The sequence below is a fragment of the Cytophagaceae bacterium genome, assembly GCA_016722655.1.
GTDB lineage: Bacteria > Bacteroidota > Bacteroidia > Cytophagales > Spirosomataceae > Leadbetterella.
In genome coordinates this window covers 138,648-159,879 of sequence record JADKIR010000005.1, presented here as the reverse complement: position 1 = coordinate 159,879, position 21,232 = coordinate 138,648, and the positions used below count along the sequence as shown (strand labels likewise).

General features: G+C 33.9%; 18 protein-coding genes and 1 tRNA gene. 9 read left to right on the top strand and 10 right to left on the bottom strand.

From position 1 onward, the window contains the following. Nucleotides 1-241 precede the first annotated feature (241 nt). Nucleotides 242-1,516 carry an aminotransferase class I/II-fold pyridoxal phosphate-dependent enzyme gene (locus IPP61_16460; GenBank protein ID MBL0326742.1) on the top strand — a complete coding sequence of 425 codons (1,275 nt, stop codon included), beginning with the start codon at nt 242-244 and terminating at the stop codon, nt 1,514-1,516. Between the two features lie 77 nt (nt 1,517-1,593). On the opposite strand, the gene IPP61_16455 is transcribed toward IPP61_16460, so the two are convergent. The 6 genes from IPP61_16455 to IPP61_16430 all read right to left on the bottom strand — a co-directional run bounded on the left by IPP61_16455 (nt 1,594) and on the right by IPP61_16430 (nt 10,085). Beyond that, on the bottom strand, nt 1,594-3,684 hold the full coding sequence (locus IPP61_16455; protein ID MBL0326741.1) for a VWA domain-containing protein: 2,091 nt from the start codon (nt 3,682-3,684) through the stop codon (nt 1,594-1,596). 25 nt (nt 3,685-3,709) lie between these two features. After that, the gene (fabG, locus tag IPP61_16450; protein ID MBL0326740.1) at nt 3,710-4,453 is read right to left on the bottom strand and encodes a 3-oxoacyl-[acyl-carrier-protein] reductase; all 744 of its coding nucleotides are present in this window, start codon (nt 4,451-4,453) and stop codon (nt 3,710-3,712) included. Then, nucleotides 4,440-5,135 carry a 16S rRNA (cytidine(1402)-2'-O)-methyltransferase gene (gene rsmI / locus IPP61_16445; GenBank protein MBL0326739.1) on the bottom strand — a complete coding sequence of 232 codons (696 nt, stop codon included), beginning with the start codon at nt 5,133-5,135 and terminating at the stop codon, nt 4,440-4,442. Before rsmI ends, fabG begins: the two co-directional genes overlap by 14 nt. Before the next feature lie 578 nt (nt 5,136-5,713). Continuing rightward, nucleotides 5,714-5,798 (bottom strand) — tRNA-Ser (locus IPP61_16440). A gap of 140 nt (nt 5,799-5,938) precedes the next feature. After that, the gene (locus IPP61_16435; GenBank protein ID MBL0326738.1) at nt 5,939-8,692 is read right to left on the bottom strand and encodes a PD-(D/E)XK nuclease family protein; all 2,754 of its coding nucleotides are present in this window, start codon (nt 8,690-8,692) and stop codon (nt 5,939-5,941) included. 82 nt (nt 8,693-8,774) lie between these two features. Continuing rightward, the gene (locus IPP61_16430) at nt 8,775-10,085 is read right to left on the bottom strand and encodes a deoxyribodipyrimidine photo-lyase (protein MBL0326737.1); all 1,311 of its coding nucleotides are present in this window, start codon (nt 10,083-10,085) and stop codon (nt 8,775-8,777) included. A 117-nt stretch (nt 10,086-10,202) separates the two neighbouring features. On the opposite strand from IPP61_16430, the gene IPP61_16425 reads away from it, so the two are divergent. The 4 genes from IPP61_16425 to IPP61_16410 are packed head-to-tail and all read left to right on the top strand — an operon-like array spanning nt 10,203 to nt 13,197. Further along, nucleotides 10,203-10,913: a hypothetical protein gene (locus IPP61_16425; protein MBL0326736.1), complete on the top strand. Its 711-nt coding sequence runs from the start codon at nt 10,203-10,205 to the stop codon at nt 10,911-10,913. Between the two features lie 3 nt (nt 10,914-10,916). Further along, a complete protein-coding gene (locus IPP61_16420) occupies nt 10,917-12,056 on the top strand; it encodes a 5-(carboxyamino)imidazole ribonucleotide synthase (protein ID MBL0326735.1) in 1,140 nt (379 codons plus the stop codon). A gap of 5 nt (nt 12,057-12,061) precedes the next feature. Beyond that, entirely contained in the window at nt 12,062-12,544 is a 483-nt protein-coding gene (gene purE / locus IPP61_16415; GenBank protein MBL0326734.1) for a 5-(carboxyamino)imidazole ribonucleotide mutase, read from the top strand. Continuing rightward, on the top strand, nt 12,544-13,197 hold the full coding sequence (locus tag IPP61_16410) for a LysM peptidoglycan-binding domain-containing protein (protein MBL0326733.1): 654 nt from the start codon (nt 12,544-12,546) through the stop codon (nt 13,195-13,197). The genes purE and IPP61_16410 overlap by 1 nt, the downstream gene beginning before the upstream one ends. Before the next feature lie 48 nt (nt 13,198-13,245). Here IPP61_16410 and IPP61_16405 read toward each other — a convergent pair whose 3' ends face one another. From IPP61_16405 to IPP61_16395, 3 genes are read right to left on the bottom strand one after another with little or no spacing between them, the layout of a single operon-like run. Then, a complete protein-coding gene (locus IPP61_16405) occupies nt 13,246-13,536 on the bottom strand; it encodes a hypothetical protein (protein MBL0326732.1) in 291 nt (96 codons plus the stop codon). A 2-nt stretch (nt 13,537-13,538) separates the two neighbouring features. After that, nucleotides 13,539-14,225, bottom strand: a complete 687-nt coding sequence (locus tag IPP61_16400; protein MBL0326731.1) for a lipoprotein signal peptidase — start codon at nt 14,223-14,225, stop codon at nt 13,539-13,541. Continuing rightward, complete coding sequence (locus IPP61_16395; GenBank protein MBL0326730.1) at nt 14,222-15,319, bottom strand: proline dehydrogenase family protein; 1,098 nt, start codon at nt 15,317-15,319, stop codon at nt 14,222-14,224. Before IPP61_16395 ends, IPP61_16400 begins: the two co-directional genes overlap by 4 nt. 208 nt (nt 15,320-15,527) lie before the next feature. Between IPP61_16395 and IPP61_16390 the strand changes: the two genes are divergently transcribed. The 4 genes from IPP61_16390 to pdxA all read left to right on the top strand — a co-directional run bounded on the left by IPP61_16390 (nt 15,528) and on the right by pdxA (nt 20,316). Then, nucleotides 15,528-16,622 (top strand): bifunctional 3-deoxy-7-phosphoheptulonate synthase/chorismate mutase type II, encoded by a 1,095-nt coding sequence (locus tag IPP61_16390; GenBank protein ID MBL0326729.1) that lies wholly within the window; start codon nt 15,528-15,530, stop codon nt 16,620-16,622. Nucleotides 16,623-16,713: 91 nt separating this feature from the next. Further along, nucleotides 16,714-17,352, top strand: coding sequence for a Crp/Fnr family transcriptional regulator (locus IPP61_16385; GenBank protein MBL0326728.1), 639 nt, complete (start codon nt 16,714-16,716; stop codon nt 17,350-17,352). 163 nt (nt 17,353-17,515) lie between these two features. After that, on the top strand, nt 17,516-18,928 hold the full coding sequence (locus IPP61_16380; protein MBL0326727.1) for an MBL fold metallo-hydrolase: 1,413 nt from the start codon (nt 17,516-17,518) through the stop codon (nt 18,926-18,928). A gap of 308 nt (nt 18,929-19,236) precedes the next feature. Further along, a complete protein-coding gene (gene pdxA, locus IPP61_16375; GenBank protein ID MBL0326726.1) occupies nt 19,237-20,316 on the top strand; it encodes a 4-hydroxythreonine-4-phosphate dehydrogenase PdxA in 1,080 nt (359 codons plus the stop codon). A 3-nt stretch (nt 20,317-20,319) separates the two neighbouring features. Here the strand turns inward: pdxA and IPP61_16370 are convergent, their stop codons facing one another. Next, entirely contained in the window at nt 20,320-21,159 is an 840-nt protein-coding gene (locus IPP61_16370) for a tyrosine-type recombinase/integrase (protein MBL0326725.1), read from the bottom strand. Between the last annotated feature and the right edge of the window lie 73 nt (nt 21,160-21,232).

The following is a 21,232-nucleotide window of genomic DNA, read 5'->3' as shown; positions in this document are numbered from 1 at the left end:
TCAATCGACTTTTATTAAAACAAAGATACAAACGAAAAACTTTGACTGGAATTTTAAATCAATTTTAAGAATTAAAATAAATAATAACAATGAAAATTATTTTTTATTCGTTTTTTAAGTTTATTTCAAGTATATAGAGAATTTGATACCGTTTAATAATTGACCTATATCAACCACCCAATATTTTGCTTTTTTTGGTATAGACCTTGTAATCTGGTTGTTATATTAAATCAAACCAGTAATGATACATATTTCAAAAGAATTAGAAGCATTAAATCAATCATTTGTTGCCGCACAGGAAATTGGGGTAATCAAAGCAGTCTCCACCGGAGACCACTATGATGGTCATAAAGTAACCGTCAGAGGACAAGAAGCAGTTTTTTTTGGTAACTGCAGTTATATGGGATTAGACCAAAATGAGGAAATAAAAGAAGCTGCCAAAGAAGGAATAGACAGATATGGCATGTATTTTTCATCATCAAGGTCATTTATGGGCTTAGAGATTTTTGAACAAATGGAAGAGTCTATCGAAAAAATGTACGGTCAACCTGTAAATATCACTACTTCCACTACTTTTGCTCATGTTTCCAATTTTCCAATACTTTTGGGAAAAGAAGATGCAGTAATTCTGGATTTATATGTTCACAGTAGCCTTCAAACCGCCATTAACATCACCAGAAACTCGGATATTCATGTCGAATATATCAGACATAGCCGCATCGACCTTCTGGAAGAAAGGATCAAAGAATTAAAAGAAAAACACCGAAACGTGTGGTACATGATTGACGGTGTGTATTCGATGATGGGTGATGGTGCCCCAATGAAAGATATTAAAGTATTACTCGACAAATATGAACAATTTCATGTTTATGCCGATGATGCTCATGGTACCAGTTGGATTGGAAAAAACGGTGTCGGTTACGTTTTGAATGAAATGGGACAACATGAAAAATTGTATTTGGGACTATCAATGGCAAAAGGATTTGGTGTAGGTGGTGGATTAATGGTATATCCCAATCGGGAAACAAAAGAATTGGTAAAGACCTTGGGTACAAATATGGTGTTTTCCGGTCCACCCCACCCTGGTGTTGCTGCCGCTGCAATAAAATCCGCTGAAATACATATGAGAGCGGAATTTGCCGATTGGCAACTTGAATTAAAACAAAAAATAGAATACTTCTGGAAAAAAGCCAACCAACTCAACCTGCCATTGAGCGGTGACCACAAAACTCCAATTTTTTATGTGGTTTTAGGAAGTCTCGAAAATGTCTTTTATGCCTCAAAATATTTAGTTGACCATGGTGCTTTTGTTGATACATGCAGCTTTCCAAGTGTACCTATGAATAAGTCAGGATTAAGAATGACGATTTCCAGGTTTATTACTATTGAAGACATTGACAATGTGCTTAATAACCTAAATGATGCTTATACTCAACTTGAGCAAATGGGTCAGGCCGACAGAGAAAAAATGAAAAAGCTTATGCGTCCAAAACAAGCTAAGGTGTTGGTAAGTTGATTTTAAGAATTTGCCATGAAAATCACTTATAATTTTTTAGCTTTCCGTAAAATAAAAAACCGGCTTGTCCGGTTTTTTTAATATCCTCCCAGGAATTTTCTATAGCCCCATTCGATAGAAGCCAGGGCAATAAGAAGAAATAAAATCCATTTCAGGCTCACTAAATCCTTCATTTCTTCATTGCTGACCACTTTATTAATTAATCCCTTGCTTTTCAAACTATTACGAAGTTCAATAACATTTTTATAGTAAACATAGTCACCGTTATTTTCGTTTGAAAGGGTTTTTAACAAATCAAAATCAGCCTTTACATTTATTGTTTCTATATCAGAATTGCTAACCATAAACTGTCCCGTAGCTGTTTCTTTTTTTCCTAAAATTTCAGCAGTGGCCGTATAAGAATATAATCCAGCGGATAAATTTGAAAGTTCAAAACGTGAAGTCTCAGGAGTATTGGTAAAACCATAATTTTTTACTGTACCATTTTCACTTTTTATACTTAATGAAATACTCTGATTATAGATTTTTTCAAAAATATTATTGTACGCCTCGGCTTCGAAAACAATTTTTTGGTCTAATTCAAATTTTTCATTTAAAGGATAAACCCTCAATTTACTCTTATCCTCTTTTATGGTAAGAAGTTGAAGTGTTTTTATGAAAAAATCATCAATTACAAACTGTCGGCTGTCAATAGAAAATTCTTCCAAACGCCACTGCCAGAGGCCTTCACCAACGAATACGGCGTTTTTCCGATCTAAATTTCCATTATATGCCAATAGCGGTCGCTCTGTATTTATACCTGAAAACCTTTGATACATGATAATTTCTGAACCTGGAAAAGTTTTATATTCACCAAATGGCGAATTAAGGGGAGGAAGTTTGGCAATTAATTCATTAGCATTTACGGGTAAATTAAACCTGTTAAATGATGAATTGATTAATCCAGTGACTTTATCAATTTTATTGATTTGTGCATTTATGCCCATCACATTCTGCATCCCATTTAAAACCTGCAGGTTGGTACGACTTCCAACAAAAAAAAGTGTTGGTTTTTTTTGAGCAATTAAAGCATTGACTAACTGGATGTTACTGCCGTACATATCGGGTAATTGATGCAGAATCAATAAATCAAATGACTCTTTGGGTATTTGGTTTGCGGTTACGTTTTGAGCTATTACCACTTTTAATTCAAATAAATCATTTTTTTCAACAATAGACTTAATGGCTTTTATATCAGGGTGTGGTGCATAAGCCACCAAAAGGATTTTTTCTTTTCCGTTTACAACATCAATTAAAAAATCTTTTACATTATTTTTCAACGAATACTCCCCTTCCAATGCTTTTGCTTCAACGATATACCGCTGCTTTCCTTCTTTTTCGGCTTGAAGTTCAAAGCTAATGGTTTGAAAATCATCAGTTTGTGAAATGATAATGTTTTTTGATTGTAAAATTTTGCCCTGACCATTTTTAATATTTACAATGGTTGACTTCCCCTTTAAAAGTGTGGAATTAATATCAACATTTACCAGGAATTTATTCCCTAAATATGCAATTTTATTGGCGGATATTCCATTGATTGACAAGTCTTTAACACTGGTGGTATCACCATAACCAATGGTATGAACATTGAAAGGATATTTTTGAAATGAAGGAAAAACGCCTTGATTTATTATTCCGTCACTTACTAAAATCACATCAGAAATATTCTGACCTTCATAATTATTTTTAATATCAGAAAAAGTTTCAGAAAGATTAGTGGTATTTAATTCGAACTTAATTTTTTCAAAATCTTTAAAAACTTCATCACTTTTGAGGGTTTTTACCTCATAATCAAATTCATTTTCCTGTAAATAGTCGCTCAATGCAGTCAACCCATTTTTTAACTCTAAAAAAGCCTTAATTCCCAAAGCATTCATAGATCGGGAATTGTCAACCAATATCAAAACCTTGGGTTTAATGATAAGTTGAGAAACATACTTGACTAATGGCCCTAGTAATAAAAAACAAAGAATAAAAGTAATTAAACCTCTTGTGGCCGCTAATAAATATTTGGGAGAAGCTTTGTAATTTTTCTCTTTTATATAAGTAAAAATAGCAAAAACTATAGCAACAAACACACAGATTAATACATACCAAAGCGGAGATTGGAGAATTAATTCTGGTTTCATTGAAAAATTAGGCTTTATTGTTGAATTACATTAACATACCACCATCCACTACAATCACTTGGCCGGTGATATAAGATGAGGCATCAGAGGCTAAAAACAAGCAGGCATTTGCAATGTCCTGACCTTGGCCGGCTCGTTTTAGAGGTATAGATTTAGTCCACTCTTTCAATTGCTCCTCGTTGAGTTCACCTGTCATTTCAGTTTCTATAAAACCGGGGGCAATAGCATTGCAACGGATATTTCTTGAACCTAATTCTTTGGCAATTGACTTGGTAAACCCGATCATTCCGGCTTTTGATGCAGAATAATTGGCCTGACCGGCATTTCCCATAAGGCCAACCACGGATGTAATATTAATAATTGAGCCACTTTTTGCTCTCATCATCGGCTTGGTGGCGGCTTTGGTAAGGTTAAAAACCGATTTCAGGTTGATTCTCATCACCTCATCCCATTGTTCTTCTGACATACGCATCAACAATGTATCTCGGGTAATTCCGGCGTTGTTTATCACAACATCCACACCACCAAAGTCCTCAACAACTTGACTAATAAGATTTTCAGCTGAAACATAATCAGAAGCGTCAGATCTGTAACCTTTACAAAAATTACCAAATTGTCCAAGCTCCTGTTCCAAGGCCTGCCCTTTCTCAATTGATGAAAGGTATGTAAATGCTACTCTGGCTCCATTTTTTGCAAATTCGGTGGCAATCGCTTTTCCAATTCCTCTTGATGCTCCTGTTACCAAAACACATTTATTATTCACGTTCATAATCTTTCTTTTTTGAATTATTACCTTCTAAAACAATTACAATTTCGCCTTTAATTGTACGATTCGCAAAAATAGTAAGAATTTCTGACAAAGTGCCTCTCAAAGTTTCCTCATGTAATTTTGAAATCTCCCTAGAAACTGAAACCCGCCGGTTTTCTCCAAAATACTCTATGAAATTTTCTAAAGTTTTGACCAATCGGTGTGGTGATTCGTAAAAAACCATGGTCCTGGGTTCCGTTTTTAGCTCTGTAAGTTTGGTTTGCCGACCTTTTTTTACGGGCAAAAAACCTTCAAATACAAAACTATCGGTTGGTAAACCAGAAATTACCAAAGCCGGAATAAGAGCAGTGGCACCTGGCAAGCAAATAACCTCAATTTGATTTTGGATACATTCCCTCACGATCAAAAAACCCGGGTCGGAAATTCCAGGCGTGCCCGCATCCGAAATAAGTACTATCTTTTTGTCCTTTTTTAACTCAGTAATTATTTTGTCAACGGTTTTGTGTTCGTTAAAGATATGATAGCTTTGAAGAGGCCTGGAAATTTCAAAATGCTTTAATAAAATACCTGAAGTGCGGGTATCTTCAGCGAGAATTAAATCTGCTTCTTTAAGATTTTCTAAAGCCCTGATAGTCATATCTTTAAGATTACCGATAGGCGTAGGCACTAAAATAAGAGGCATTTGTCGTAAAATTGTTAATGTTGATATCTTGATAATATTTTCTTTGGCAAAAAAAATGTATCGTGTTATATGTTAGTTAATTATGCAATATAACCTAATTATTAATACCAATGATACTATTTTTAACTATTGCCATTTTATTAATTTCTATTTTGATTGTTTCGAAATTTAAGCAAAAAAAGGAAGCCGCATTTCCTAAAGAGTATTTAGAGATGATGAGAAACCGACCAAGATCTACAAATTATTAACAATCAGTATTTTATAAAATTTCTATTGGAAATAAATTTCCAAATAATGCAAGACAATCACAATCAAAAGTACCTAAACACGATATTTTTATCCTGTTGTGCCCTTTTTATTGAATTTTATCCAATTCACTGATAATCAACATATCAACAAATAGAAGGCTCTAATTTCCAATGATTTAAGCCTTTTCATATCAATTTTTATCCTTAAAATATTTCTCAAAGGAATTGCCCGTTTTGATTTATGGAATAATTCTGATGAGAAAAATGTCTAATTATTATTTTCCAAAAGGTAAAAACATAAAAAAAACCGACAAATTGTCGGTTTTGGAGCAGAGAGAGAGGGATTCGAACCCCCGGACCTGTAACAGTCAACGGTTTTCAAGACCGCCGCATTCGACCACTCTGCCATCTCTCTAAAGTAAGCTTGTCAGCCAAATCGGATGCAAAGATACCAGTTTTTTCTTTACTCGCAATATCCAACAAAATGTTTTTTTTAAATATAATTTGAATATCATCCTAAAACTCTAGGAATCAAGCTTTAGAATGATGTAAAATTTATTCTCTTTTACAAATATTTCTGAAGTCGCAATACTGACAATTCTTTTTCTCTTCAGTTTGAACAATCTCTACCTCTGGATTTAAAATTTCCAATACTATTTTTTCCAGTGTTTCATCTATTGTTTTTACAAATTGCAGGTCTTTTAATTCGATTTGTTCAAGCGATAAATCCTTTGTTAAGTTTCTGAAAGAGTAAATTCTAGCTTTTAAATTAAGATCGGATTGATTATTTTTCAGTACCGAAATAATACTTATATTTTTGAAAACCAGATAAATATAAAAATATAATTGCCTTTGTTTACCAAGTTTATTTTCTGAAAATATCTCCTCAATAGTTTTATTTCCAGTTTTAGAAAAATCTACTTCCCCTGATTTAAAATCGATTAATTCCAGTGTGTTACCATGTTTTTCGATTTTGTCAATTGTTCCCTTAAACTTTACCCGGGAATCCCCTATCAACCTGCTATATTCCAAAAATATTTCATTATCTATGATTTCATAAGGATTTTGAAAATTGGCAATTCGCATTTCAAAATATTGGTCGAGAAGTTTTTCTGCAACGTTTTTTAATAAATAATTTATACCCTGCTGATTATCCACCTTTACTTTTAATTCAGTAAAAACTTTTTCAATAACAGCAGGAATATTTATCCGGTTAAATTCTAATTCTTCTTTGGATTTTAAACCTTTGTCTTTGTCGATCAGCTCGAGTGCAGCATGTAATATTACTCCGAATGTATCTACCATGATGGTTTCAGAGATTTCGTTTTCAGGTTTTAATTTTTCAACATTGAGCCAATAAAATCGTAAAGGGCATTCAATGTAATTGTTAAGTGTTGTTGGACTCAAGCCGTTATATTCAAGATATTTCTTTATATTTTTTAAGATAAACTCGTTTTTCTTAATTACAATATTTTGTTTTTCAGCACTTTCTATATTTTCATTTTCAAAAACAATCCTTGGATAGAAAATATTGATTTTAGGATTTTTGGGAACCAATTGATTTTCTATCTGGCTAATAAAACGGCTTTTTTCTTTTATGGTCATTTCATTACTTGCTCCTGTCAAATAAACAAAATTTATATTTTTTGCCCTTTGAAGTAATCTTAAAAAATGATATGCCATGATAGAATCCTGATCGGTGTACAGTGGCAAATTGAAATAATATGCGGCATCATCGGAAATAAAGCTATTAGAACGAGTATTGGAAGGCAAAAAACCTTCATTAAACGACATCAAAGTTACATTTTCAAAATCTAAACACCGGGTCTCCAATAAGCTCATTATTTGTAAAGGAGTGTTTTGGTCACCTTCAAATGGTAGTTTTTCATTCTTTAGCATTTCTGTAATCAATACCTCAAAAGCCTTGACCGAAATATCAAAACCGGTAACCAATTGATCCAGAACTAATGAAAGCTTGGAAATCAGAACATTGCAAAAAGTTATTTCAAGTGTCTGTTCCCTTAATATTTCAATCAATGATTCAGCCCATTCTCTCAGAATTTCAATCAAAACCCGGGTGTTACCCTGTTCAAACAATTGGCTGAATAATTTAGAATCTTCTTGATTGAAATCTGATTTTTCAAAATAGAATTTTGAGCTTTTATTAATTATTTTCTCAATTTGAATATAATTTTTGCCTAATAATTCTTTAAAAATATCAAGTTCAAAAAAACGCATTAATGAATTTCTATGAATTTTTTTATTTTTTTGAAAATCTATATAATTAACTATCAATAATTTAATCAATCCAGAAACCTTGCTATGAGAAAGCGGAATACCGATAGATACATTCAATTTCAAAGATTTTTGAGGAAGATTTAGTATTAGTGGTTCAAATTGAGCCTCGTCTAGAACTGCAAGTACGTGATTCTGTTCCCCGGTTTCTAAAACAATATTATTCAGCAATTTAATTTGAGCTGATTCATTGGGAACTTCAAAAACCCTGATATTTTTTGCTGAATTAGTCAAATAGTCAAATTCATAATTCCAGGTTCCATATTGGCCAGTTTTTTTGTATTGAAGGAGCTTTTTGCCTGCTTTTTGGCCAGAATTCATATAATATGTATCTGTATCCCAAATACAAAAAGCTTTTTGATTCTTTACCAGATGTTGAATAATCTCTTCTTCAGCTTTACTTAATGCATTTAAACCAATGAAATAATGAAATCCGCAGTTTGTACCAAACAACTCATTTTTTTGCAGAGATACCATGCGATAGGCTTGTCCTCGGCTGCATTCATTGTTTTTTATAAGGTCTTTTTGAAGTTCTTCATAAAGAAAAGCGACTTTGTCAAAAAAACTGAAATAAGTCATCGTGTTGGCAGAAAACTGGAAATCATCTGACAATCCCCATCTTTCAATGGCCTGGGCCTCACTCATATACTTAAAAAGTTGATGAGGTTGCTCTACCAAGGAGAAATCTATATTTTCAAAATCTTTTAAGAGCGTAGGAATCCATTGCAAGAAAGTTTCGATAGATTGATCGGCATCAATTCTTTTCCAAATTTGGAAAGCCCGAAGATACAAACTCACATTATCAATCAATTTCAATCCTGATTTTTCTATCAGAAAATCATCAATTGCCCAGATTTTGGGTAAAAAAAAGGGTTTATCTGAGAAATTGGAAAGTTCCTTTTTGAAATAATAAACTGCCCTCCTACTGGGTAAAATCACCTGAATGTCACGAAGTGATTCGAGTTGATTTTGTTGAAAAATATCTTTGGCGGCAATTTTTAAAAAAGAATCCATCGGGAATGATAATTGTCCAAAACTACGAAAAAGACATATTAATCTTGAATTTTAATAAAAAATAGATTTCAATATTTAATAATTATAATACGCTTAGTGCTTCTTTATAAACTTCCAAAGCCCTTTTTCTGGCAAAATCATGGTTCACAATAGGTTTTGGATAGGAGAAATCCTGAAATTCCGGTACCCATCTCTTAATATATTCCAACTGTGGGTCAAATTTTTTGGTTTGTTCTGAAGGATTGAAAACCCTGAAATAGGGAGCGGCATCACACCCACTACCTGAGGCCCACTGCCAACCTCCATTATTGGCGGCAAAATCAAAATCCAGGAGTTTTTCAGAAAAATAAGTTTCACCCCACCGCCAATCAATAAGCAAATCTTTGCATAAGAAGGACCCCACGATCATCCTTACACGGTTGTGCATAAAACCAGTCGCATTGAGCTCCCTCATTCCCGCATCCACAATTGGAAAACCCGTTCTGCCATTACACCAGGCTTCAAATTCTTCAGAATTATTACGCCAATTTATCAAGTCGTATTTAAGTTTAAAACTCAATCCTTGATTAATCTGGGGAAAATTGGCCAGGATATTCATATAAAAATCCCTCCAAATCAATTCATTTAACCATGTCTCATTGTATTTCAAAGCAAACTGTACGCATTTTCTTATACTTATTGTCCCAAATCTTAAATGCATACTGAGTTTTGAGGTTCCAGATATTGAGGGTATGTCTCTGTTTTTATGGTAGTTGGCTATAATTTTGGTATTTAATTCCGGGTTTTGAAACTGGATATTTGTTTTTTCAAATCCAATTTCCTCAATTGAAAGCATTGGAAATGGATCTATTTTTAAAAATAAATTGACGTATTTCTCTATAGGATAAGGCTTTACATAAAATTCAGTCAAAGTTGCTTTCCATTTTTTCGAATAAGGTGTAAAAACCGTATATGGCTCATTTGAACCGGAAAGTATCTCTTTTTTCTCGAAAATACACTGATCCTTAAAAGAATAAAAGGCAATTCCTGATTGATTACTTATATTTTTAATTGCCTCATCCCTTTCCAGAGCATATTTTTCGTAATCATGATTGGTATAAATTTCTTTGACATTGTATTCTTTAAAAATCTCTTTCCAAATGTCTGAAGGAAAACCTGACTTTACCAGCAAAGTTGTGCCCAACTTTTCAAGCTCTTTTTTTAAAGAAAATATTGTCTGATATATAAAATCAACTCTTTTATCGTATTTATTATTAAGCTTTTGTAAGATATTTTGATCAAAAATAAATAAAGGAAGTACTTCCAAACCAGATTTTAGAGCATGATACAAACCGGCGTTATCTTCCAATCTTAAATCTCTTCTAAACCAAAAAATTGCGATTTCTTTTTTCATTAACATCATTTTTAAGAGTAACTTTGTTCTAATAATTTTGTTTGGGTTTTCAGATAAAAATCTCTCAAAATTGCGTTTTCTATCATATTCAATTTTTCATTACTAAATACAATTATCATGAAATTTAAAGTTTTTGTATTGTTAATGTTGGCTGTAAATATAGCCAATGCACAAAAAACCGCTCAGGATGTAATCAAAAAATACCTTGAGGTTACCAATATTTCAAAAAGTAGTGCCACGATTACCGACATGGTAATGTCAATTACCACCGAAACTCCCCGAGGTGTTAGCGAAACTGAAACCAAAATTGCATTTCCGTTTAAATATAGTACCTCCATGTTCTCAAACGGTATGGAATTGATGTCAACTAAATTTGATGGCGAAACAATGGTTATGAAAAGCAACTGGGGAAATAACAATCAGGAACCCAAAAAAGGAAAAGAAGCCATTACAGAATCTGCAAGACTCAATCCTTTTGTTGAAATGGAGTATGAAAAATTAGGGTTTACACTCGCACTTCTACCTCAGGAAACAATTGATGGCAAAACTTACGATGTAGTAGAAATAAAGGATGCTGACGGAAAAGTTTCAAAAGACTACTTTAACACAGCTACAGGCTTGAAAGACAGAACTTCTATGAGTAGAACTAGTCCAAGAGGAACAATAGAAATTGTTGCAATTTTTGAAGATTATAAAGCATTTAAAGGTTCTGATATTTTATTACCAGTGGTAAGAAAACAAAAAACTCAAATGGGAGAAATCAGTTCTGAGCTTCAATCAGTAAAATTTAATAAAGGTTTAAAACCCAAAGAATTCGAAATAAAATAAAATATGGGTTTTAAAAACAATACTAAAATCGGAATTTTAGGGGGCGGTCAATTGGGCAAAATGCTTATTCAGGCTGCCCTTGATTTTGATTTGGATGTTTCGGTGCTTGAAAATGACGCTCATTGCCCTTGTGCGGGGATTACCAGAAATTTTGTTTTGGGAGATATAATGGACTTTGACACAGTCTATAATTTCGGAAAAACTTTAGATGTAATTACTATCGAAATTGAAAATGTCAATATTGAAGCACTAAAAAAACTGGAGGCTGAAGGCAAAATGGTCTATCCACAACCTGCAATAGTGGAAACAATAAAAGACAAAACCATACAAAAGCAGTTTTTTGCAGACCACAATATTCCAACATCGGATTTTTTTCTTATTGAAAATAAGGAAGATGCAAAAAATAAAATCCAAAGTTTTCCGGTAGTTAATAAAATTGGAGTAGGTGGCTATGATGGTCGGGGTGTGCAAATCATCAGAGATAGTGGAGATATTGAGAAGGTTTTTAATGCCAATGGAATCATTGAACAATTAATTGATTTTGAAAAAGAACTTGCTGTGATTGTCGCACGTAATCCTTCAGGCTCAATTGTGGCTTTTCCTGTTGTAGAAATGGTATTTCACCCTGAAGCCAACCTTGTTGAATATTTATTTTCCCCTGCAAATATTAGCACTGATGTTGAGGAAAAAGCCAAAAGCATTGCTAAAACTGTAGCTGAAAAATTTGGAATAGTTGGCTTACTTGCTGTTGAAATGTTTTTAACTAAAGATGGGCAAATTTTGGTCAATGAAGTGGCTCCACGACCACATAACAGTGGGCATCACACTCAAAAAGCCAATCTGATTTCTCAGTTTGATATGCATTGGAGGGCAATTCTTGATTTACCATTGGTAGATTTAAAACCAGTTTCAACTGCGGCAATGGTAAATATCCTGGGAGAGCCCGGCTACGAGGGGGCTGTAAATATTGAAGGAATGGACCAAATACTGGGCATCGAAGGTGTATTTCCGTTTTTTTACGGCAAAAAGACCACAAAACCATTTAGAAAAATGGGTCATGTAACAATTTTAGACTCAAATTTTGATAATTTGATTGAAAAGGTGAATTTTGTAAAAGATAATTTAAAAGTAATTTCCAAATAATCTGCATGGTAGGAATAATAATGGGTAGCAGTTCTGATATGAAAGTCATGCAGGGTGCTGTAGAAATATTTGAAAAATTTGAAGTTCCTTACGAAATTGAAGTCGTATCGGCACACAGGACACCCGAGAGGATGATAGATTATGCCAAATCAGCGGTTGAAAGAGGTTTAAAAGTCATAATTGCAGGTGCGGGTGGTGCCGCACATTTGCCTGGAATGGTTGCTTCAGCTACGATTTTGCCGGTAATTGGAGTGCCTGTAAAATCAAGTAACTCTATTGATGGATGGGATTCAATATTATCTATTTTGCAAATGCCCAATGGAGTACCCGTGGCCACAGTTGCACTAAACGCATCTACAAATGCAGGATTATTGGCAGTTCAGATACTCGGAATTGAGAACAAGGAATTGAAAGACAAACTTTTGGGTTACAAAGAAGAATTAAAAGAGAAAGTGAAATTAATGAACATTGAAATAAAAAATAAGTAATGGAATTTGAAGACAGAAACCCCAAACCCGAGCATCCAAATAGCACCACCCCTACTGCTGTTTTGGCTATTTTGATTGTTTTAGTATGTGTTTTGCTTTATGTTGGCTGGCAGATGATGTCAGATGAGTCCAATTCAAGCTCTGAACTTGCCGCCGAAGAAATGGTAGTACCAAAAACTACTGATTCAGTAGTAGTAGATGAAGACGATATGAAAGATCAAAAAACTGAAGTCTCATCGCCTGAAGTAGCGAAAACTGAAGAAAAAACTTCCGAAACGGTCGTCTCTGATGCAAAAGTTGAAGAGAAAAAGGAAGAAAAAATTTCAGAACCTGTTGCCATTAAAAGCGAAACTGGTAAATATACCGTAAAATCAGGAGAGACTTTTTTTGGTATAGCCAATAAGTTTAATGTGAGTGCAAGTACTATGAAAAAACTGAATCCTGGTGTTGATCCTGAAGGAATTAAGGTAGGAGTTACAAAATTAACCGTACCCGTTCAGGCTGTTCATACTGTAGGACCGGGAGATATTTTAAGAGTTGTTGCCAGTAAATATGGAATTTCAGTAGAACAATTGATGGCTGCGAACGGAAAAACTAAAAATTTCTCTGAAAGAGGAGAAAAATTGCTGATTCCCAAAAAGGAAAAAGAATAAAATTTAAATTGATTAATATTGAAAAGCTGTTTGAAAGAACAGCTTTTTTTATACTTCAAATAAATATAAAACCATAGTAATCACTATTGCGGCAATAACACCTATATTGAGCCACTTTCTTGATGATTCAACTTTATGATTCATTATCACCAACATAAGCAATACAGAAATGCCTAAAAACACCTCTTTAAACATAGTTTGGTACTTACCTTGCGGAATTTGATAAGAGAAAAACAATGCCATAAAAATTCCTGCGGCAACTCCTACTTTATAAAATCTTAATTTATTTTCAGTACTCATAATTTTTTCATTCAATCGTTTAAAATAAAAACCTCTCATTTTCAGGAATTCCCTTCACTATTATCCTGATTTTGTGAGCTTTTGTGTTCACCAGTTTCTAATATAGACTCATTTTCAGTCATATGCATTACAAAATCATTATCCATAGGTTTCATTTCCAAAAACCTTTTTTGAAAAAAGAGAATTGAAACTACACCTAAAAATATACAAGCATCAGCAAAATTAAATATCGGTGTAGAATGGTAGGTCCCTCCCACTATAGGCACCCACTCTGGCCAGAAACCATCGAGAAAATAAAAATAAAACATATCAATCACCTGTCCATGAAACCAGGGATAGGGTGCTTCTGTTGGTGCATTTCCATTTATTAAAACACCATAAAACGTACTATCTAAAACATTTCCCATTGCCCCTGCAAGTATTGCTGCAATTGCCCATAAGAGACCATTATTTGGGGTCTTTGTGGCTTGAAAATTAAGATACCATCCAATACCAAACATTGCAACCAACCTGAACAATGTCAAAGCGAGCTTACCATATTCTCCACCCAGCTCCATCCCAAAAGCCATTCCTTTATTGGTAACATAATGCAGCTTAAAAATTCCTGGTATTAAATCAATATTTCCAAAATGTTGGGGTAAAACCACAAAATGCATCCATAATTTCAAAACCTGATCCACAATTATCAGGGTAATAGCAAACAAAAAATACTTTAAGGAATTATTCATACATTCTCTTTCTTTCTTCTGTCAATTTCAATTTTAAACATTCTGAACTCTCTGCTTGTTTGTCCGGCAATTGATGTATTTTCCTCAGCTCTACGCAATAAATAAGGCATTACAGATTCTACGGGACCAAATGGGACATATTTTGCCGTGTTAAAACCAGCTTTAGCCAAATTAAAAGTTATATTATCGCTCATTCCCAAAAGTTGGGCAAAATAAACACGTTGATCCCCAACATCCAAACCTTTTTTTTCAATATGCTCCACCCCCACTTTACAGCTCTCTTCATTATGGGTACCTAAGCACACACTAATCCACTCGGCATTTTCAATACACAATATGGTGGCATTGTTAAATTGACGGTCAGTTATTTCCTTATTTGCATTGATTGGGTCTTCATAATCAAGTTTTTGTGCCCGTTCTCTTTCTTTTTCCATATAAGCACCTCTAACTAGTTTAGCACCAACTTTAAAACCTTCACTTTTCCCGGTTTCAAAATGACTTTTTAAAATATTGTATGCCTGGGTTCTGTATAATTGATAGGTATTAAAAATTATAGGTTGATTTCCCTTGTTATATTTTCTCATTAAATCCAGTACCAAATCATCAATAACATTTTGTATCCAGGTTTCCTCAGCATCAATAAATAGTCTCATTTGATGATTTTTGGCTGCTTCTGCCAAAGTATTCAATCTGTTTTTAAATGCCTCATATTTCCTCTTTTCTTCAGTATCCAAGGGATTTTTATTTTCCTGTATTTTGGTCAGTAGATCTCTGGAACCAATTCCTGTTATTTTAAAAACAGAATAGGGAATCTTATCCTTGTGATCTTTGGCATAAATTATTGATTGTAATATCTCATCTTTAGTTTGATCAAAACTCAATTCATCATCTTCCCCTTCAACCGAATAATCGAGTATTGTTCCAATTTGAAAATTATGCAATTTATGAATAGTCCTCTCGCACTCATCAATAGTTTCTCCTCCACAAAATAACCCAAAAACTGTGTCCTTTATTATTTTTTTTATGGGCAAGCCAATCTTGAGACTAACTTTTATAAAAAAAGTGCCTATATTTACGAGCCAATTTTGGTTCATTAGTCGGTAAATATTGTAATTCTTCCACAAAATCGAAGAGTTTTGGCTTTCAAACGCAACTTTTGTGTCTGTAAAGTCTATTTGAGAAATCAGATTTTTCACTATGATTTTAGATTTGTTAATGAATATACAAAGATACTAATGATTGGAAAAAAAATATAAATTTAGGATAAATCAATTGGTAGAAGTACCCAATACTAATTAAAAAATGAAAGCGAATATTGATGTTTTACCCTTAAATACATGGGTAGAAACCGAAGGAAAACCATTAATCATTGCCGGTCCTTGTAGTGCTGAATCTGAGGAACAAGTAATGGAAACTGCTATTAGTATAAAAAATAATGGTTTTGCCCATATTTTGAGAGCCGGAGTTTGGAAACCGCGTACCAGACCGGGTAGTTTTGAAGGAAAAGGCGAAGAAGCATTGCCATGGTTGCAAAAAGCTAAAGCTGAAACCGGTCTGAAAACTGCTGTTGAAGTTGCCACGCCTCAGCACGTTGAACTCGCCCTTAAATATGGCGTTGATGTACTTTGGATTGGTGCCCGCACTACAGTTAACCCATTTAATGTACAGGACCTTGCCGATTCACTGAAAGGTGTAGATATTCCGGTTTTAATCAAAAACCCTGTAAACCCTGATTTAGCTTTATGGGTTGGTGCTTTTGAAAGAATTGCGGGTGCTGGTATTAATAAAATGGGAGCTATTCACAGAGGATTCTCCAATGCTCAGGAAACCAAATATCGCAATTCTCCAATGTGGCAAATTGCCGTTGAATTGAAGACATTATTTCCTCAAATTCCGTTGATAGGTGATCCTAGTCATATGGCCGGAAAAAGAGCTTATTTGGCAGAACTGACCCAAAGAGCAATGGATTTAAACTATGACGGTCTGATAATTGAATCTCATCGCAATCCTGACGAGGCCTGGTCTGATGCTTCTCAACAATTGACTCCGAATGCTCTTGCTGAAATGCTTTCAAATATTGAATTCAGAAAAGCGACTTACGAGAGTGATTTTCAAAGTGAACTAGAAAGATTGAGACAAAGATTAGATAATCTGGATCGCGAGCTATTGGAGGTTTTGGCAAGCAGGATGTCAGTAGTAGAGCAATTAGGTGAATACAAAAGAGATCATAATGTGGCTGTTCTTCAACTTGACAGATGGAAAGCAGTGCATGAAACCCGTGCAGAATGGGCTAAAAGTCTCAATTTGTATCCTGAAGTTGTGGAGGAATTATTCAAATTGATTCACATGGAGTCAATTAGAAAGCAAACCGAAGTTATGAATCAACAAAATGCCTGATATTTTGAGTTATTGAATAAGAGAGCACTTTTCTTTTGAGAAAAGTGCTTTTTTGTTTTATTTTTGTTAAAAATAGAAATCAACAATCAATATGCAGAAAGATCCGGAATTCTACGAAAAGCAATTTAAAGGGCTTTTTGAAACCGAATTAATCCAGGAATTAAGCCAGATTGGAAATTTTATGGAACTTGAAGCAGGTAGCTATCTTATGCGACCAGGAAGCTATATCAGGTTTGTTCCCATAATAATCGAAGGCACAGTAAAAATAATGAGAGAAGATAAGGATGGGAAAGAAATGCTGCTTTATTATCTTTCCGGAATGGACAGCTGTGCTATGTCATTAACTTGCTGTTTACAATCCAAAATCTCAGATATTGCCGCTGTTGCCGAGGAAAAAACAAGATTTGTTGCAATACCAGTTGAGAAAGTTGACGAATGGATTTGCAAATACAATAGTTGGAAACAATTTGTATTTAATACTTACCAGAAAAGGTTTGACAGCTTGATGGAGACCATTGATTGTATAGCTTTTAACAAACTAGATCAGAGACTTATATCTTTGATTAGAAAAAAAATCAAAATTACGGGCGGTACCAGAATACTCTACACCACACATGAAGAATTGGCAAACGAACTGGCGACCTCCAGGGAAGTAGTTTCCAGACTATTAAAACAATTGGAAAAAATAGGTCAATTAAAACTTTCGAGAAACAAAATTGAATTATTATAATTTTATTTGTTTTTCAATATAATTTATAGAAATAATCCAAACGTGACAAAAATCACTTTTTGAAAGAATTCCGTTTACGAGATTTGCTTCGAAATTATTACTTACAAAACCAAAAAATTACAATTGGTGTAATAATAAGAACAATAATCTAAACAGAATTATTATGAAAGTCGAGCAAATGTACACCGGCTGTTTGGCCGAAGCCGCTTATTACATTGAATCAAACGGAGAAGTTGCTATAGTTGATCCATTAAGAGAACCGGATCCCTACATACAAAAAGCAGCCTCTGAAGGAGCAAAAATCAAATATATTCTTGAAACCCATTTTCATGCCGACTTTGTATCTGGTCATTTAGAACTAGCAGCAAAAACCGGAGCTACGATTGTTTTTGGCCCCACTGCTCAACCGGGTTATGCGGCGTTAGTAGCCAAAGATGAGGAAGAATTGCAATTAGGCGACATCAAAATAAAAGTCCTTCATACCCCGGGACATACAATGGAATCTTGTTGTTTTCTTGTAAAAGATGAAAAAGACAAAGACTATGGTATTATTACCGGCGATACCCTTTTTATTGGTGATGTTGGTCGCCCAGATCTGGCAATAAAAGGAAATGTAACTCAGGAAGTGTTGGCAGGGTACTTATATGACAGTCTTCACAATAAAATTCTTACTCTTGATGACGATGTAATAGTTTTTCCGGGGCACGGTGCCGGCTCAGCATGTGGTAAAAACATGAGTAAAGAGACTACAGATAGTCTTGGAAATCAGAAAAAGACCAATTATGCTCTTCAAGCCAAAACCAGAGATGAATTCATAGATAAAGTATTAACCGGTCTAGTTGCCCCGCCTCAATATTTTCCTAAAAATGCTGTGTTAAATAAAATGGGGTATGGAAAAATTGATGATGTGTATGAAAAAGGACTGAAAGGTCTTAATCCGCTGGAATTTAAAACTGCTGCCGAAGAAACAAATGCTTTGGTGCTGGATTTAAGAGCTGCTCAGGAATTTTGTAAAGGATTTATACCTAACAGCTGGAATATTGGCCTGGAAGGCTCATTTGCCAGTTGGGCAGGTACTTTGATTACAGATTTGGAACAACCTATACTTTTGGTTGGCGAAGAGTCAAAGATAAAAGAAGCAATCACCAGACTATCAAGGGTGGGTTATGACAATACACTGGGCTACCTCATCGGAGGGATTGCGGCATGGCAGGCCGATGGAAATGAAGTTGAAACAATTACCTCCATTTCAGCTTCTGAATTTGCTGAAACATTCCATAAAAATCCTGAAATAAACGTTTTAGATTCAAGGAAAAAGAGTGAATACGACTCAGAACATGTAGTTGGTGTAAGTAATTTTCCATTAGATTTTGTACATCAAAATTTGGCAGAACTTGATCCGGAAAAAACCTATTATATCCATTGTGCAAGTGGTTACAGATCAATGGTGATATCTTCTATTTTAAAATCCAAAGGTTACAATAACCTCATTGAAATAGCTGGAGGCTTCAAAGCAATAAAAGAAACAGGCAAATTAGAACTGACAGATTACATTTGCCCTACTACCCTATTATAATCAATTATTTGATTATCAGATAAATATATTGCTTAATAAATTTCGAATTTTGTTTTTTTATAAGGTTTAATAGTAACAAAGGTTGGGTTTTGTAAACCCAACCTTTTTCGTTTTTAAGGAATGAAGTTATATAAAGCTTTTGTTTATATAAAAAATAACATTTTTGGAAATTAAAATTTTCAGATATTATACTTACATAATTAAAATTAAAAAAGAATCAAAACGAGATTTAAGAATAATCCCAATTGAAAAATGGACAAAAGCTGAGTAATAATTATTAATTTTGAGAAAAATTGTTTTATTGTTTTATGGAGAATGAATTCCTTCCGAAAATCGGAATAACTATAGGTGATGTAAATGGTATTGGGCCGGAAGTTTTACTAAAAGCTATTTCAACTAATAGAATAAATAAAATTTGCACGCCAATAATTTATGGTTCCGGCAAACACCTGAGCAGATATAAGCAGGTGATTGATATGCATCACTGGCAATACGTTGGAATTAATGAAGCAAAACAAGCTCAGTCAAAAAATTCAAGTCTGATAAATTGCCTTAAAGGTGATTATTTTGAAATAGAATTTGGAAAAAAAGATCCGAAAGCAGGGAAATTAGCCTTTGATTCATTAGAAAGAGCTACTAATGACCTTAAAAAAGGAGAAATTGATGGATTGGTGACAGCCCCAATTTCTAAAGAAAATATTCAAAGTGAAAATTTTAAATTTCCCGGACATACCGAATACCTGGCGAAGAAATTTGAAAAAAATCAGGTTTTGATGTTAATGGTAAGCGATGATCTCAGAATTGGAGTAGTAACTGGCCATGTTCCTCTTTCGGATATAAAAAATAAACTTACCAAAGAGTTGATTTCTGAGAAACTAAGGATATTTATTGATTCTCTAAAAATAGATTTTGGAATTCAGAAGCCAAAAATTGCTGTTTTAGGTCTAAACCCTCATGCAGGTGAAAACGGGTTATTGGGTGAAGAGGAAAATAACGTAATCATTCCTGTAATCAAAGATTTTACCCAAAACGGAAATATTGTAATTGGGCCGTTTCCAACCGATGGCTTTTTTGCCAATGGTAGTTACAAAAAATTTGATGGAATACTCGCCATGTATCACGATCAGGGCCTCACACCATTCAAAATGATGGCATTTGAGTCAGGAGTGAATTTTACAGCAGGGCTTATGGGAATTCGTACTTCACCGGACCATGGTACCGCTTTTGATATTGCTGGGAAAAATCAGGCTGATGCAAACTCCATGCTCAGTGCAATTTATTTAGCAGTAGATATTGCCAAAAAAAGAAAGGAATTTGTTGAATTGGAAACCAATGCTCTGAAACACCAAAAAATTGACCTTGAAAACCTTAAAAAAGAAAAGCATTAAGTTTTAGACAGGCAAATCCATGATTTCGAGCGGCGTATGGATATTATAGGTATTAACTTTGATAAATTGCTGATAAACAGTAGTGGTTTGAATGTTGGAATGGCCTAATATTTTTTGCAAAATATGAATATCCATGCCCAATTCTAAGGAATGAACAGCAAAACTATGCCGTAGAGTATTAACTGTGGCAGATTTGTTTATACCGGCATCATTAAGGGCTTTCTGGAAAAATATCTGAATATTTCTTGCTGAATAATAACTGTCACCACCAGCTCCGGTAAATAATATTGTAGTTGGAGAATATTTCTCTAAATAACTTTTAATGAAACCATTAAGCTTCGATGGCAACCTTAGAACTCTATTTTTCTTTGGGGTTTTATTTCTAATTGTAATGGTATGTTCTTCAAGATTCAAATCAGAAACTTCCAGATTAATGACTTCGTTTATTTTTAGACCATTATTGTAAACCAACATCAGCAATAATCGGTGTTTCATGTTTTTGATTGACCCAAATAAGCTTACTAACTCATTTTTTGACAAAACATCAATAACCTGTTCTTCTTTTATTTTACCAGTAGATTTTAAATTTAACGTTTTATTAAAAATTACTTCATAAAATAATTTAATGGCTTTTCCGGTTTGAACAGCGTCATATCTTGAATTTTTGGTTTGAGACATTTCCAATAAATAGCTGGAAATAAGTTCATCAGTAATTTTGCTTTGAGGATAATCGCGAAAATGATTATAAAAAACAAAAATGGCATTCCTGTACGCTGCGATAGTTGCAGTATTGTATTTGCCTTTTTTTAAATGCTCAGTAAATCGCTCAATTAAATGTGTCACAATCCTACGCTTAGTTTTTGATGGTTTATCTTTGGAAACCAAATTTAATATTTTTATTTGATTCTTTTGAGAA